Origin of the sequence: Jiulongibacter sediminis, assembly GCF_001306455.1 — a bacterium.
Classification (GTDB): domain Bacteria; phylum Bacteroidota; class Bacteroidia; order Cytophagales; family Spirosomataceae; genus Jiulongibacter; species Jiulongibacter sediminis.
In genome coordinates this window covers 505,942-522,662 of record NZ_LGTQ01000009.1, presented here as the reverse complement: position 1 = coordinate 522,662, position 16,721 = coordinate 505,942, and the positions used below count along the sequence as shown (strand labels likewise).

Annotated in this window: 12 protein-coding genes; 7 read left to right on the top strand and 5 right to left on the bottom strand. The window is 43.8% G+C overall.

From position 1 onward, the window contains the following. The first annotated feature begins 124 nt into the window (after positions 1-124). The 5 genes from AFM12_RS12910 (at position 125) to AFM12_RS12890 (ending at position 8,191) form a co-directional block, all read left to right on the top strand. Positions 125-520: a hypothetical protein gene (locus tag AFM12_RS12910; protein ID WP_131458352.1), complete on the top strand. Its 396-nt coding sequence runs from the start codon at positions 125-127 to the stop codon at positions 518-520. Between the two features lie 157 nt (positions 521-677). Continuing rightward, positions 678-1,766, top strand: coding sequence for an efflux RND transporter periplasmic adaptor subunit (locus AFM12_RS12905; protein ID WP_055148830.1), 1,089 nt, complete (start codon positions 678-680; stop codon positions 1,764-1,766). A gap of 27 nt (positions 1,767-1,793) precedes the next feature. Further along, positions 1,794-5,048 carry an efflux RND transporter permease subunit gene (locus AFM12_RS12900; protein ID WP_055148828.1) on the top strand — a complete coding sequence of 1,085 codons (3,255 nt, stop codon included), beginning with the start codon at positions 1,794-1,796 and terminating at the stop codon, positions 5,046-5,048. 4 nt (positions 5,049-5,052) lie between these two features. Beyond that, positions 5,053-6,477: a TolC family protein gene (locus tag AFM12_RS12895; protein WP_055148826.1), complete on the top strand. Its 1,425-nt coding sequence runs from the start codon at positions 5,053-5,055 to the stop codon at positions 6,475-6,477. Between the two features lie 169 nt (positions 6,478-6,646). Continuing rightward, positions 6,647-8,191: a M81 family metallopeptidase gene (locus AFM12_RS12890; RefSeq protein WP_055148824.1), complete on the top strand. Its 1,545-nt coding sequence runs from the start codon at positions 6,647-6,649 to the stop codon at positions 8,189-8,191. 122 nt (positions 8,192-8,313) lie between these two features. Here the strand turns inward: AFM12_RS12890 and AFM12_RS12885 are convergent, their stop codons facing one another. Further along, positions 8,314-8,676, bottom strand: a complete 363-nt coding sequence (locus AFM12_RS12885) for a DNA gyrase inhibitor YacG (protein ID WP_055148822.1) — start codon at positions 8,674-8,676, stop codon at positions 8,314-8,316. 212 nt (positions 8,677-8,888) lie between these two features. On the opposite strand from AFM12_RS12885, the gene AFM12_RS12880 reads away from it, so the two are divergent. Together AFM12_RS12880 and AFM12_RS12875 are read left to right on the top strand one after the other, a co-directional pair. After that, complete coding sequence (locus tag AFM12_RS12880) at positions 8,889-9,203, top strand: single-stranded DNA-binding protein (protein WP_055148820.1); 315 nt, start codon at positions 8,889-8,891, stop codon at positions 9,201-9,203. Positions 9,204-9,318: 115 nt separating this feature from the next. After that, on the top strand, positions 9,319-10,308 hold the full coding sequence (locus AFM12_RS12875) for a sterol desaturase family protein (protein ID WP_055148818.1): 990 nt from the start codon (positions 9,319-9,321) through the stop codon (positions 10,306-10,308). A gap of 68 nt (positions 10,309-10,376) precedes the next feature. Here the strand turns inward: AFM12_RS12875 and acs are convergent, their stop codons facing one another. From acs to AFM12_RS12855, 4 genes are all read right to left on the bottom strand, one after another. Then, the gene (gene acs, locus AFM12_RS12870) at positions 10,377-12,269 is read right to left on the bottom strand and encodes an acetate--CoA ligase (protein WP_055148816.1); all 1,893 of its coding nucleotides are present in this window, start codon (positions 12,267-12,269) and stop codon (positions 10,377-10,379) included. Between the two features lie 35 nt (positions 12,270-12,304). Next, complete coding sequence (locus AFM12_RS12865) at positions 12,305-14,002, bottom strand: sodium:solute symporter family protein (RefSeq protein WP_055148814.1); 1,698 nt, start codon at positions 14,000-14,002, stop codon at positions 12,305-12,307. Position 14,003: 1 nt separating this feature from the next. Continuing rightward, a complete protein-coding gene (locus AFM12_RS12860) occupies positions 14,004-14,264 on the bottom strand; it encodes a DUF4212 domain-containing protein (RefSeq protein WP_055148812.1) in 261 nt (86 codons plus the stop codon). A 157-nt stretch (positions 14,265-14,421) separates the two neighbouring features. After that, a complete protein-coding gene (locus AFM12_RS12855; RefSeq protein WP_055148936.1) occupies positions 14,422-16,614 on the bottom strand; it encodes a S9 family peptidase in 2,193 nt (730 codons plus the stop codon). Positions 16,615-16,721 lie beyond the last annotated feature (107 nt).

The window sequence follows — 16,721 nt, the reverse complement described above, 5'->3', positions numbered from 1 at the left end:
ATAATTAAAATCAATGTATAATTCTGCTATTTTTTTGAACTATACGCAGGACAATAATGCGAAGCCAAACAAATTGAAAATATCTCTTGACGAATCGATTACCCTAATTTACATTTGATTCCAAATGATGAAATTTCTGTCACGCGTCCTAATCGCAATGCTGGTTTTATCCGGCGTAAGCTTCAATGCTTCGGCATGGAAGACAGACCTTCATTATCTTGACTCTGAACTTCAGCAAAGCTCTTTACAACAGTCAGAAGAAAACGAACTTCATTTTAAAGTCTACTCTTCAGATGACCGGGAAGAATCCCTTCTTATAACAGAGGAAACTGATGAAGAGGAAAAAAATCATTTGTTTGAGGCTTCCGGCAACTCTAAAAGTGCTGGTTTCCATCAATCTTTCTCATACAAAGGCGGCCTAGAAATCATTGAGGCTTCAAACAAGCTTTTGAGAAGCCAGCCTTTTCTAAATCTCGGCTCCCAGAAATCTTACCTACTTTTCGAAGTCTTCAGGCTTTGAGATTCAATTTGACCGGATTCTAACCTGTAATCCGATCTTTCATTTTCTTTTTTTAATTAGTTCAATCGGGAGAAAACCTCTTCGACTGAATTCGTATATACCTATACGTTAATAACAAAAACCAAACTCAATCAAACATTTTTTTAATTGATTTATCATGAATAAACTACTCATGTTGGCAGGCCTGTATGCCTTACTCTGGAATTCAGGCTGCACTTCGGGAAAAGCAGAACACACCGAAGAAATTGAATCAAAGTTTCTCATCACCAGTCCTATCGTTAAGGACACCACGCTCATCAAAAACTACGTTTGTCAGATTCACTCGATCCAAAACATAGAGTTGCGGGCTCTGGAAAAAGGCTATTTGCAAGATATCTATGTAGACGAAGGAAAGTATGTCAAAAAAGGTCAGCTGATGTTTCAGATCATGCCCAATCTGTATGAAGCAGAGGTTTTGAAAAGTGAGGCAGAAGTAAAAGCAGCTGAAATTGAAGTTCTCAATGCCCGTACGCTGGCTGAAAAAAATGTGGTTTCACAAAATGAGCTACTTCTGGCAGAAGCTAAACTGGAAAAAGCAAAAGCTGAAAGGCAGTTGGCAAAGGTACATTTAGGCTTCACAGAAATCAGGGCTCCTTTTTCAGGAATTATGGACCGCCTGCGTGTGAGAAAAGGAAGCCTTGTGGATGAAGGTGAGCTGCTGACTACGCTCTCTGACAACAGCCAGATGTGGGTGTATTTCAACGTACCGGAGGCTGAATATCTAGATTACAGATCGCAAAAAAGCAAAGGCGAAATGCTCAACGTGAACCTGTTAATGGCTAATAATAAACTCTTCAACCACACCGGCCGGGTAGAAACTATTGAAGGTGAGTTTGATAACGAAACCGGAAACATCGCATTCAGAGCTACTTTCCCAAATCCTGAGGGGCTATTAAGACACGGAGAAACCGGAAACATTCAGGTTACCGTACCCATGCAGAAAGCTATGCTGATACCTCAGAAATGTACTTTTGAGGTACTTGAAAAAAATTATGTTTTCGTGGTGGATGAGGATAACACCATTCACTCCAGAGCCATCACCATTGGTGCTGAACTACCCCACCTTTATGCCATTACCGACGGCCTGAAAGAAGGAGACAAGATTCTGCTTGAAGGACTACGGAAGGTCAAAGAAAACGAAAAAATAGAAAGTGAATTTGAAGACCCGGCTCACGTCATTAGTCACTTGAGTCTGTACGCTGAGTAATCCTCGTCTCATAAAAGATTTTTATTTATGTTCAGAAATATCATTCACAGGCCTGTACTGGCAATTGTCATTTCGGTGATTATCGTCTTTACCGGTTCTTTAGCTATTAAGCAGTTACCCACTGCTCAGTTTCCCGAAATTGCCCCGACTACCGTCAATATCTTTATTGCCTACCCGGGAGCAAGTGCCGACGTACTCGTTAAATCTACACTGGTAACCCTTGAAAATGCCATTAACGGTGTTCAGGGTATGCGATACCTCGCTACTGATGCCACCAGTGCCGGCGAGGCTACTTTACGTGTCATTTTTGAACCCGGTACAGACCCTAATCAGGCCATGGTGCAGGTCAAAACCCGGGTGGATCAGGTGATGCCTTTACTACCTGAGCTGGTTCAGCGGGAAGGGGTGGTCATCACCCCTATTCAGCCCAGTATGTTGATGTATATCAACCTGTACGGACAGGGCAAGGACATGGACGAGAAGTTTTTGTATAACTACGCCGATGTGAATATCCTTCCCGAACTAAGCCGTATCAATGGTGTGGCCCGTTCCCAGATTCTGGGAAGCCGTCGCTATGCCATGAGAATCTGGCTTAATCCCGACCGAATGCGGGCCTATCACATTTCAGCAGAGGATGTTATGGATGCTCTGGCTGAACAGAGTGTTGTAGGGCGGCCCGGCCGAATTGGGCAAAGTTCCGGCATTTCAGCTCAGTCTTTAGAGTATGTGCTTACTTATAAAGGGCGTTTCAATAAGGCCGAAGAATATGAAAACGTTATCCTGAGGGCCAACCCGGCCGGAGAAAGTATTCACCTGGGCGATGTGGCCAAAATAGAACTTGGAAGCGAGTTCTTTGATATTTATTCAAACCTTGACGGGAATCCTTCTGCGGCTATTGTATTAAAACAAAATGTAGGTAGCAACGCCTCAGAGGTTATTCAGGAGGTTAAAGACAAAATGGAGGAACTCAAAGCAACTTTCCCTCCGGGAGTAGATTATAAATTGAGTTATGATGTGTCAAAGTTTTTGGATGCCTCAATGGAGCAGGTCATTCATACCCTCAGAGATGCCTTTATTCTGGTAGCCTTGGTGGTGTTCCTGTTTCTGGGCGACTGGCGATCAACGCTAATTCCCATCATCGCCGTTCCGGTTTCGTTAATCGGGGCCTTCTTTGTAATGCAGATGTTTGGTTTATCAATAAACCTGATCACTCTATTCGCCTTGGTTCTGGCCATAGGTATTGTGGTGGATGATGCCATTGTGGTGGTAGAGGCCGTCCATGCCAAAATGGAGGAAGAACACCTCTCTCCTTATTATGCCGTAAAAAAAGTGATGGGTGAGATTAGCGGAGCTATCATCGCCATTACGTTGGTGATGGTATCGGTGTTTCTGCCCATAGCGTTTATGTCTGGTCCGGTAGGCACATTTTACCGCCAGTTCTCGATTACCATGGCCAGTGCCATTATTCTTTCAGCTGTGGTGGCTTTGACTTTGACGCCTGTTTTGTGTGGGATGATACTGAAAAATAACCATGGAAAAGTCAGGAAAAAATCACCGCTCGACTGGCTTATTGATCAATTTAATAAAGGTTTTGATAAACTGACCGGTCGCTATGTGAGTGTTTTGAAAGTGATTGTGAATAAGCGATTGCTAACCTTCCTAATTCTTTTTGCCTTTGGATTGGGCATCGTCTTTGAAAATGAAATTCTGCCTGCCGGCTTTATCCCTAGCGAAGATCAGGGTACCATTTATGCCATTATTCAAACTCCGCCAGGTGCTACGCTGGAAAGAACCAATCAGGTTGCCCGTGAACTTCAGGAAATTTGTGAAACGGTTGAAGACGTAGAGTCGGTATCCTCGTTGGCAGGCTATGAAATCATGACCGAAGGCCGTGGGTCCAATGCCGGAACCTGTTTAATTAATCTCAAAAACTGGTCTGATCGCGAACACACCGTCAACGAGGTGATTGAAGAACTGGAAGAAAAGTCTAAAGACCTTGGGGCTATCATTGAGTATTTTGAACCGCCGGCTGTTCCTGGTTTTGGCTCCTCAGCAGGTTTCTCCTTACGATTGCTTGACAAAAATAACACTGTTGACTATCAGGACTTTGACCGTATCAATAAACAATTCATGGATGCTCTTGGTAGGCGGGAAGAGTTAACAGGACTGTTTACCTTTTTTGCAGCCAATTACCCACAATATGAACTCGAAATTGATAATCAGGCAGCCATGCAAAAAGGGGTTTCAATTGGCAAAGCCATGGAAAACCTGAACATCATGATCGGTAGTACTTATGAACAGGGGTTTATTCGTTTCGGGCGTTTTTTCAAAGTGTATGTTCAGTCGGGTCCTGAATTCAGGCGACTGCCCTCTGATGTACTTAATATGTTCGTGAAAAATGAGCACGATGAAATGGTACCCTATTCTTCGTTCATGAAACTGGTCAAAAAGCAGGGGCCTAATGAGATTACCCGGTATAATATGTATAACTCGTCTTCTATTCAGGGGCAACCCGCCAAAGGCTTTACCACCGGAGATGCCATTAAGGCCATTGAACAGGTAGCCAAAGAAACCCTGCCGCGTGGTTATGATATTGCCTGGGAAGGCCTCTCCTATGATGAAGCACGTCGCGGTAATGAGTCAATTTATGTTTTTGCCGTAGTTCTCATCTTCGTTTACCTCGTTTTGGCAGCTCAGTATGAAAGCTTTCTGCTCCCGATGGCTGTTATCTTCTCTTTACCGGTCGGAATCTTCGGCTCGTTTGTGATGCTGAAGGCCATGGGACTCGCCAATGACGTCTATGCTCAGGTAGGGCTTATCATGCTCGTAGGTTTGTTAGGAAAAAACGCCGTGCTGATTGTGGAGTTTGCCGTGCAGCGTCGCAGAGAGGGAGCTACCGTACTTGACGCTGCCATCGAGGGAGCGAAGGTGAGGTTCAGGCCAATTCTGATGACCTCTTTCGCCTTCGTAGCTGGTTTGATTCCGTTGGTGATTTCACACGGTGCCGGTGCTATCGGTAACAAAACTATTGGGGGCTCGGCCTTGGGAGGTATGCTCTTCGGGACACTGTTCGGAGTACTCATCATTCCGGGTCTGTACTACATTTTCGGAACACTGTCTGATGGTAAACAACTCATTAGGGACGAGGATAGCGACTCCCTCTCTGAACACTTTGTCCAGAGCAATGAAAGCCGAAGCCGCCTTATGGAGAGTCTGCGAAAAGCCAATGCCAAACTCAAGAATCTTCTTGGCAGTAATTCTGAAAACGAAAACGACGAGTAAAATCATGAAAAAACTAAAATTCATTGCAGTAGCAGGCATTTTGCTAATCATGAGCTCATGTAAAACGCCTCAAATCACGGGAAAAATTGAGAACAGAAACTTACCGGCTGATTTTGGTGGTCAAAAAACGGCCGAATCTGTGGAAAAAGTCAACTGGGAGGAGTATTTCCAGGATCCCTACCTGGCGTCACTCATAGATACAGCCCTGAATAAGAATCAGGAGTTGAATATCATGATGCAGGAGATTGAGATCAGTAAAAATGAGGTCCTGGCCAGAAAAGGTGAATATTTGCCTTTTGTAGGTTACCGGGGCGGAATGGGCCTTGACAAAGTGGCCCGCTACACAAATATCGGTGCCATGGAAGCGACTACTGACATCAAAGAAGGTAAAGAGATGCCTGAGCCACTTCCTGATTTCCTGGGTGGTTTATACGCCACCTGGGAGCTGGACATTTGGCACAAATTGCGAAATGCACGCAAAGCTGCCTTTAACCGTTATCTGGGAAGTCAGGAAGCCCGAAATTTTATGGTGACCAACCTCGTGGCTGAAATTGCCAATTCCTATTATGAATTGCTGGCTCTTGACAATCAGCTGGAAATTGTACAACAAAACATTGAGATTCAAAGTAATGCTCTTGAAATTGTCAAGATTCAAAAAGAAGCCGCCCGTGTGACACAATTAGCCGTGAAGCGATTTGAGGCCGAAGTCTATAAAACCAGAAGTCTTCAGTATGAAATTCGTCAGGATATCGTAGAAATAGAGAACCGGATCAATTTTCTGACCGGCCGTTTTCCTCAACCTATTTTGCGAAGTTCCGGTGATTTTGTCAATCGACAGATCGTTTATAAGGAAGCGGGCCTGCCTGCTCAGTTACTGGCAAACCGACCAGACATCAGACAGGCCGAATACAACCTGGAAGCGGCCAAACTGGATGTGGACGTGGCCAGGGCAAACTTTTACCCCTCGCTGGGTATTTCAGCAGCCTTGGGTCTGAGAGCTTTCAATCCCATTTACCTCGCAAATGTTCCAAAATCTTTACTGACCTCCCTCGCGGGAGATCTGATCGGGCCCTTGATCAATAAACGAGCCATTACAGCGACATATTTAAATGCCAATGCTGCTCAGATTCAAACGGTCTATGAATATGAGAAAACCATTCTGGGGGCCTATCTGGAAGTGGTGAACCAACAAGCCAATATTGAAAACCTGGCTCAAAGTTTTGCACTCAAAAACCAGCAGGTAGATGCTCTGGTGGCTTCCATAGGTATCTCTAATGACCTCTTTAAAAACGCAAGAGCAGATTATATGGAAGTTTTACTTACGCAAAGAGAGGCGTTAGAGTCAAGATTTGAGCTAATAGAAACGAGAAGACAACAAATGAACGCCCGGGTCAATATTTACAGAGCTCTGGGTGGTGGCTGGAATTAACTTTTCCGATTACAGGTTAGTTTGGGTGAAACAGGTAGCCTCCTTGGTCTTTGACTTTGGAGGCTCTTTTTTGAATAAAAAATGACGATTGACCATACCATTAATCCTTTCTTAATTTCCCATTAAGACAAATGGCGTATATTCATTGCTCAAAACTAAACCAATTCGAATGCATAAACCGCTTCTCGCCCTTCTGGGTATTTTGGGCCTGTTCGGCTGTACCGGAGAAGATAGCCTCCCTAAAATTGCCATTGCCGGTCTGGCCATAGAGTCCAGCACTTTTTCACCAGCTATTACAGAAGCAGAGGCCTTCCATCCATTAACAGGAGAAGAGATTTTCGATTATTACCCTTTTATGGCTGAGAATACTCCACAAAGAAACAGTGCTCAGTGGGTACCGACTCTTACCGGAAAAGCCTTGCCTGGCGGTACGGTAAGTAGAGCGGCCTATGACTCTCTGGTTAATCTGACGCTGGAAAAACTAGCTACCGAAGCCCCCTATGATGGTCTCTTTTTTGACATTCATGGAGCCATGAGTGTTGTTGGGCTTGACGACCCTGAGGGTGACTTCATTGAAAAAATAAGGGAAGTAATAGGTACTGAAACGCTTATTTCTACCTGCATGGATCTTCACGGAAATGTCTCTGAGAAACTGGCTAAAAATACCGATTTGATTACAGCCTACAGGCTTGCACCACATGAAGATGCTATGGAATCAAAACAAAGGGCAGTTGATAATCTGCTCGACAGGCTTAAAAGTGGAAAAGGTAAGCCGAAGTTTAAAGCATGGATTCCGGTTCCTATCCTGTTACCGGGGGAAAAAACGAGTACTCGAATAGAGCCCGGAAAAAGTCTTTATGCCAAAGTAGAACCTTTAACGCGGCAAGAGGGGGTTATTGACGCTGCCATCTGGATTGGCTACGCATGGGCTGATGAGCCTCGAAATCATGCCGTGGTTATGGTAACGGGAGACGATCAGCAGGCTGTGGCCTCCGCGGCGGAAAAGTTGGCGAAAAGCTTTTGGGAGGTCAGAGATGAGTTTGAGTTTGTAGCTCCTACAACAACCTTTGAAGAAGCCATGGAAATGGCCTTAGATAATCTCCGCCCTCCTTTCATGATCAGTGATATGGGCGATAATCCAACTGCTGGAGGTGCCGGAGACGTAACCTGGACACTGAACGAAATTTTAAAAAGGCCGGAATTTAAAACTGAAAAGGGGCCTTCTCTGATTTATGCCTCTATCCCGGGACCTGATTTTATTGAAAAAGCCAAGGCTGCTGGCATCGGTAATATAGCAGAAGGCATGGCCGGTGCGGCTGTCGACAATCGCTTTGCTCCGCCTCTTAAACTAAAAGGAAAGGTTCTAGCGATCAAAGAGGGCGACCGTCATGCTGAGACTGAGGTGGTGGTACAAATTGGTAGTGTAAAAGTTATCGTTACCGGGAAACGGAAACCGTACCATTATGAAAAGGACTTTACCGAACTTGACCTGAACCCAAGAGAAACTGACATTGTAGTGGTGAAAATTGGCTATTTGGTACCGGAACTGTACGAGATGCGTGGCAACTGGGTTATGGCTCTAACTCCTGGCGGAGTAGATCAGGATTTGGAAAGACTGGGATATAAGCGGATAAGGCGACCAATGTTCCCACTTGATAAAGACATGCCGACGCCAGATCTTTCTGCCCAATTCATTGAAAATTCAGCCAACTAATACAATCGTGGCACGGCTAGGATCATTGATTGGCGGTCGTGCCACGAATAAAACGTAAACTCCGAAATCAAGTCTTGCCACGACCTTGCTCTTTAGTGGGTAGTCTTGGTACAACTCAAAACCTAATCCTCCTCCCCTCTATTGTCCTTGACAATCAGAAAAAAATCATTATCTAGCTCTAAATAACCGTAGTCATACACAAAATAGTAGGTGCTTCCTTTCTTGGTGGTTCTGAGGCTGGTGATCAGATTGAAATCAAAGCCATTTTTGAGAAGAGTACTCCGAACAGTTTTGGCTTTATCTTCTTTACAAATGCTTTCCAAAATCTTGTAGTTTTTCTTCAAAGCATAATTGGTATTGCGAATCAGATTGGTAGATACCGCCTTCAATTTATTATTGTAACTATTGCGGCAAGGCTCTGAGCAAAACTTCTTATCGGCCCGACCAAAAATAGGTCTCCCGCACTCTGGACAACTTCTTTCCATGTGAATTCTTTATGTGTTCTATCAAATATAAGAAGAAAATTAACTTCTGTAAGTAATTGTAAATCAATAAGAAAAAAGACAACAAATACTTATACATGCTTACACTCGTTTATACATATTTATAAACCGACTCTTGTTTGGACAACCCGCCAACTTTGTCCCATCGATCTGAAACACAGGTCACTTTCATAACATAAACAAACATTACGAACATGAACACAGTAACATTAATCGGAAACGCAGGTAAGAAGGCAGAAGTATTAAACTTTGATAAAAACAAGAAAGCCGTATTCAGCCTGGCTACCAACCAAAAGTATCAAAAGAACGGGCAGGAAATGACCAAAACGGAATGGCATAATGTAGTAGCCTGGGGCAAATTAGCTGAGCAATGTCAGGGCTTGATTGTCAAAGGAAAATTTGTCAAAATTGAGGGTAAAATCAATTACAGAAACTACACCAACAAACAAAACCAAAAGGTGTACGTCACAGAAATTCAGGCTTTTAAAGTAGAGGATATGGCCGGGTAATCTTCCTTAAACAAATTGGACAGGTCGCTTTACAAATTTGAGTGACCTGTTTATTTTTTATTAAGGTTCTGTTAAACCATTGGCCGTATTTTCATAGGACATTTAACCCTATATCATGGAAATAATAGAATCAATTTTAAAGGAGATCTGGTTGTTCTTCGGCCTGGACAATCTGATAAACTTCTTAAAAGAAGGTGATTTTTCTGTTTTTAAAACTTGGGACGGTATTACCAGTATTCTAGGACCCATCGTGCCACTGATGGTCCTTATAGAATTAATTTCCGGCCTGATTCAGAAAAACCCTCAAACGAAAGTCTACCAGACCAACTTTCTTATTTATGTACTTAATCGAGTTATTGGCCGCTTCATCTCAATAGGGATTGTCGGCTTCATGATCGCCATTTTTCAGCCAATCGCTCCCTTTCAGACCAGCTTTACCTGGTACTGGTTTATTTATGGCTATGTGGTTTGGGAGTTTTCCCATTTCATTTACCATTATTTGGGTCATAAAGTCCGCCTGTTCTGGTGTTTTCACAGTACGCATCACACCCCCGAGGATATGAATCTCTCGGTTACCTACGCTCATTTCTTTCTCGAAGGAGCCTATGCAGATACAATACGGGCTGGAATTTGTATCATCGCCGGAATAGAACCAGCTATGCTTTTCACCATTATGTTCATTGATGGCTTCTGGGGTGCTTTGATTCATTTGGGAGAAAACGTGATCAAAGATGGACGACTGGGCTTTTTGGAAAAGATCATTCTGACGCCATCGCATCACCGGGTACACCATGCACGAAACCCATTATACATGGATACCAACTTCTGCAATTTGCTCAATATCTGGGACCGGGTTTTCAAAACCTATCAGGAAGAAGACAAGAACGTCCCAATCGAATATGGCATCACCCGACCTATCAATTCAGGAAACCTGTACGATGTCTATTTCAGCGAATTTGTGGAATTGGCCAAAGACGTTTGGAAAGCTCCAGGACTAAAAAATAAAATCCTTTACCTTTTCATGCCACCTGGCTGGAACCACAGTGGAAATCACAAAACCGCGAAAGTCGTAAAAGAGATTTACACGCTACAAAAAACTTCCTAAAGACCTATGGTCAACAAAAAAGCTCAAAACCATTCAAGGTTTTGAGCTTTTTGTAATCAGAGATAAGTCTATAACCCGGCCTTCTCCTTAATCTCCTCAACAACTGAAGGATCAAGTAGTGTACTGGTATCCCCAAGCGATGAAACATCACCTTCAGCAATTTTGCGAAGTATCCTACGCATAATTTTGCCCGAACGGGTTTTAGGCAAACCGCTCACAAAAAGAATCTGATCAGGCTTGGCGATAGGACCAATAATTCGGGTCACCGTAGCCAGAATATCACGTTTCATCAAATCTTCTTCATGAACCTGACTTTCCATAATGATATAAGCGAAAATGCCCTGCCCTTTGATATCATGAGGGTAACCTACCACGGCAGATTCCACAACACCGGTGTGTGAATTCAGAGCATCTTCTACTTCAGCGGTGCCAATTCGGTGACCGGAAACGTTGATGACATCATCTACGCGACCAGTAATACGGTAGTACCCATCTTCGTCACGCATACAGCCGTCACCCGTGAAATATTTATGCTTATAGGTTGAAAAATAAACCTGTTTGCAACGATCATGATCACCCCAGGTGGTTCTGATAATTGACGGCCAAGGGAACTTGATCACCAAATTTCCATTCACGCCATTTCCTTCAATAACTTCACCTTTTTCATCTACCAGTTCTGGCTGAACACCCGGCAAAGGAAGAGTGGCAAAAGTCGGTTTGGTCGGTGTGATATTCGCTAAAGGCGAAATCATAATCCCTCCGGTCTCGGTCTGCCACCAGCTATCGCAAATGGTACAGTTTCCTTTACCAATATTGTCGTTATACCAGTGCCAGGCTTCTTCATTTATGGGCTCACCAACAGAACCTAATACCTTCAAAGAACTTAAATCCTTGTTTTCCCAAAACTCCTTACCAAAGCCCATCAACGAACGAATGGCCGTAGGAGCCGTGTAGAAAATGTTTACCTTATGACGCTCTACAATGTCCCAGAAACGGCCCGCATCAGGGTAGGTAGGTACACCTTCAAACATGATCGAAGTTGCACCGGCCGCCAGAGGACCGTAAATAATATAAGAGTGACCCGTTATCCAACCGATGTCGGCGGTACAGAAGTACACGTCACCAGGGTCATATTGAAAGACATTTTGAAACGAATACGTAGAGTAGACCATATATCCGCCACAGGTATGCACCACTCCTTTTGGTTTACCGGTAGAGCCTGAGGTGTATAGAATGAAAAGTGGATCTTCAGAGTCCATCTCAGTAGCCGGACAATCAGCACTTACCTTTTTAACTTCTTCTTCCCACCAGTAGTCTCGACCTTTGATCATGGAAATAGGCGTACGGGTTCGTGTCGCCACGATGACCTTTTCTACTGTAGGACAACCAATCAAAGCGTCATCCACCGTCTCTTTCATCGGGATTTTCTTCTGACCCCTAAAAGCTCCGTCAGTGGTAATGATCATTTTACAATTAGCATCATTGACCCTGTCAGCAATCGATTTAGCTGAAAAACCTCCGAAAACTACCGAGTGTATCGCCCCGATTCTGGCACAAGCCAAAACAGCAATAGCCAGCTCTGGAATCATGGGCATATAAATACAAATTCGGTCACTTTTTTCTACCCCATGACCTTTCAAAACATTAGCAAAGCGACTAACCCGCTCATGCAAAACTTTGTAAGTGATGGTTACTGATTCGTCTTCTTTTTCATTAGGTTCCCAAACTATGGCAGGCTGATTTGGCCGCTCACGAACATGACGATCCAATGTATTTTCGGTGATATTGAGTTTACCTCCTACAAACCATTTGACGTTAGGCTCCTCAAAATTCCAGTCGAGCACTTTGGTCCACGGTTTTTTCCATTCAAACTCCTGGGCTACTTCTCCCCAAAATCCTTCCGGATCGTCAACGCTTTTTTTGTATTGTTCCTGATAATCTTCAAAAGTTCTGATTCTCATAATGACTAATCAATAATTTCAGTTTAATAGTTTGTTTAATGCTCAATCGCCTTACCAGCCCCTCTTGGTATACGAATATCCTCTACAATGGCCTGCACATCTTCTGGCGGTGCCGGGGTAAACCTTGAGATGACGACAGATACAACAAAATTGATGAGCATCCCGATCGTCCCGAAGCCCTCGGGTGAAATACCAAACCACCAATCAGCCTCAGTAGCCGTGGCTTCATCACCTATCCAGTGAAGCCTGAAACGGGCTATATAGTAGATGGTGATCAAAAGGCCCACCACCATACCGGCAATGGCTCCTTCTTTGTTCATTCGCTTATTGAAAATACCTAGAATAATGGCGGGAAAAAACGAAGCAGCCGCCAACCCAAAGGCCAATGCCACCACAGAGGCTACAAAACCCGGTGGGTTGATGCCAAAATATCCTGCCACACAAACAGCTACCAATGACGCCAAACGGGCAAACATCAGCTCCTTTTTATCTGACATAAAAGGCATAAATTGTTTCTTCAATAAGTCATGCGACACCGAAGTGGAAATGACCAAAAGTAGTCCTGCCGCAGTTGACAAAGCTGCCGCCAACCCACCTGCTGCTACGAGAGCAATTACCCAATTGGGTAAACGGGCAATCTCCGGATTGGCAAGAACCATAATGTCTCTATCTATTGTAAGTTCATTGGTTTCAGCATCGGCCACATATTGGACCAAGCCGTCCTGGTTTTTATCTTCAAACTGTATCAGGCCTGTTTTCTCCCAATTCCCAAACCAGGCCGGCAATGAATCATAAGCTTTATTGCTCACAGTTTCAATTAAATTCGTTCTGGCAAAAGCCGAAATGGCCGGAGCCGTGGTGTATAAAATAGCAATTAAAGCCAGAGCGTAACCCGCTGAAAGTCGGGCATCTTTAACTTTTGGCACCGTAAAGAAACGAACAATGACATGTGGCAAACCTGCCGTCCCGATCATCAATGCCGCCGTGATCATGAAGACATCCAGTTTCGATTTCTGACCACTTGTATATTCTGCAAATCCCAATTCACGATGCAGCCCGTCCAGTTTATCAAGCAGATACATGCCATCCGATGTTTTAGCACCAAAACCAAGCTGTGGCAAAATAGTATCCGTCATTTGAATACTGATAAAGAATGCCGGCACCATAAAGGCGAAAATGAGGACACAGAACTGTGCCACCTGAGTGTAGGTAATGCCTTTCATTCCGCCTAAAACAGCATAAAAGAACACGATGGCCATCCCAATGATGACGCCGGTGTTGATATCAACTTCCAGAAAGCGGGAGAACACTACTCCAACTCCCCGCATTTGACCGGCTACATAAGTGAAAGAAACAAAAATGGCACAGACCACCGCCACCGTACGAGCGGTATTTGAGTAATAGCGATCCCCTATAAAATCAGGCACTGTAAATTTACCGAATTTTCTGAGGTAGGGAGCGAGCAATAAAGCGAGTAAAACATAGCCCCCTGTCCAGCCCATAAGATACACTGAGCCGTCATAACCCATAAAAGAAATAAGGCCCGCCATGGAGATAAAGGAGGCTGCAGACATCCAGTCCGCCGCGGTGGCCATTCCATTAGCCAAGGGAGAAACACCTCCACCGGCAACATAAAAGTCTTTGGTAGAACCGGCTTTTGACCAGATGGCAATACCGATGTATAGAGCGAAAGAAAGACCGACAATAATATAGGTCCAGGTTTGTATATCCATCTTAGTCTTCGTTTACGTTAAATTCCTTGTCCAGCTTATTCATAAGCCGTACATAAACAAAAATGAGGACAATAAATACGTAGATAGAGCCCTGCTGTGCAAACCAGAAACCAAGCTTGAATCCACCCATTCGAATGGTATTGAGCTGATCCACGAAAACGATGCCGCAGAGATAAGAAACTATAAACCAGATACTGAGAAGTATGGCGAGGTAGCTCAGGTTTTTACGCCAGTAAGCTTCACGAGTTTTCTCGTCTTTCATTTATTTCTGTATTAGGGTTGAATTCAAAGGGGTGAATTTAGGAAAGTCTGCTTTCAGGGCAAAGGATTGCAGGAAATTGATAGGATTGTTAATAAGTGACTAATGGAAAGGACAAGAAAAAGCCTGAGCTGGCAGCTCAGGCTTTTCATCCTTCAAACTATTTTGCACCCGGAGGACAATGCTCCAGTATGTAATCCAAAAATAGTTGATTTAAATGCTGGCGGGATCCAGGCTCTTCACGAATGCCGTGTGTGCCATTAGGGTAAGCCATGAACTGAAACTTCTTTCCATGTTTTACCAATTCATTGATCAGCATTTCGGCGTTTTGATAATGTACATTATCGTCACCTGTACCATGAATATAGAGTAGATTACCCTGCAAACCATCCACATGATTCACCGGAGAGCCCTCTACAAAACCCGCCAGATCTTCTGGCGGAACACCCATATAACGCTCCTGATAGATATTATCATAAGTCAATTGATTGGCCACAGCCGCCACAGCAACACCGGTTTGATAAATTTGAGGGTATTTGAAAAGGAGATTTAGAGTGGTGCTTCCTCCGCCGGACCAGCCATGCACCGCAATCCTTTCCTTGTCTATAAACGGATATTTCTCCATTAAAGCCATCGCCCCTTCTGCCTGATCTTTGATATTGACGATACCTATATTTCTGTAAATCGCTTTCCGCCATTCTCTTCCTTTGGGCAGCGGAGACCCCCTGCCATCAATGGCCACATAAATATAGCCATGATCTGTTGGCCTTACGGCGTGGTGGTAGCTGTAACCTGCGGTCCAGTTGTCTTTGGCATTGGCAGATGCCGGCTCAGAGTATACATAAAAGAGAGTTGCATACTTTTTTGATGGATCAAAATCCTTTGGTTTGGCCATCCATCCACTCATTTGAATACCACTTTTAGTGGTAATATTGAGAAACTCAATGTTTGAAGCCGCCTTCTTTGCAGGATCAATTTTCCTCTCAATCGAGTTCTCAGCATCCAAAGGCTGATGATTCGGTAAGGTAATCCACTCTTTCAGCGGGAAAGTATAATAATTGCTGAAGTCGTGCATGGCATATCTGCCATCCGCTGAAATGGTATAACCGTGCGTTCCGGGCTGAGAAACCGGAGTAAGCCGCTCCGCTTTTCCTGCACTGGCCACAGAAACCCGATAAAGATATTTCTGCATCGGGTTATCTGGCGAGGCCGTAAAATAGACATGATCCGTTTTTTCGTCATACATGAGGGGATCTATCACATCATACTCTCCATCAGTAACCAATCTCACGCTTTTACCGTCTCTTGAAATTCGGTAGAGGTGATTCCAGCCATCTTTTTCACTTACCCACAGAAACTCTCGACCGTCGTTTATCCACTCCCAGCCGGCGGGATTATCGTCATGCCAGATAGTTCTTACATCTACCCAGGCTTCGTCAGTCTCTTCAAAAATAGTTCTTGTCTCGCCGGTTTTAGCGTTAGCATACATGATTTTCGAGACTTGTTGCTTACGATCAAGTTGCTGAATCATCACCTCGTCTGAGTTGCCCGCCCATTCCATTCTTGGAATGTAATTTTGCTGAGGATCACCCGGAATGTTCATCCATTGTGTTTTACCGTTTTTGGCATTCATCACACCAATTCTGCACACCGAGGGTGCCTCACCTACCTTAGGGTACTCAATTGGGATCACTTTAGAATAGATACCATCAGTATTATTGATCAAATTGAAATACTTAATACCCGAAGCATCCAGCTGCCAATAGGCAATTTTTTTACTGTCAGGGCTCCATCTGAAACCATCATAAATACCAAACTCTTCTTCGTAAGCCCAGTCGAAGGTTCCGTTGATCAATTTTGGATTACCATCCGTTTTAGTCAGCTGCTTGATCTTTCCGGTTTTGAGGTCTTCCACATAAATATTGCGTTCAGAAACGTATGCGACCTTGGATCCGTCAGGAGATATTTTAGCAAACATCAACGAAGCCTCTGGTAAACTTTTACCTAATTGCTTTAGCTCATTACTCTTTAAATCCAATAACCAGTAATCACCACGGGTTTTATAACGCCATACTTTCTGGGCATTGGTATAGATCAAGAGCTTTGATTGATCAGATGTAAAATTGAAATTTTCCAAAGGCAATGGCTCGTCAAACCCTGCCGGAGTTAACCTTTCAGCAGAAATAACTCTTTCATACCTGTTTTCCTCCAGAAGAAACTTGACAATAGCTCCTTCATATTCTTCATAATAGCCTTCGCCGTCAGGAGTCCACTTAGTCCCTGAACCTGGTTGAGCGGAGGCATTAAAACAATAAAGTATTGATAACGTGATAACTACAACAAAACGTCTCATGCAGATGGTTTTACTTTGTTTGATGAATTTTGGCAAATCTAATAAAATATGACCCATTTTTTATCTGATCATTGCAGGTGCAATCGATTGTTAGGAGAAATACATAT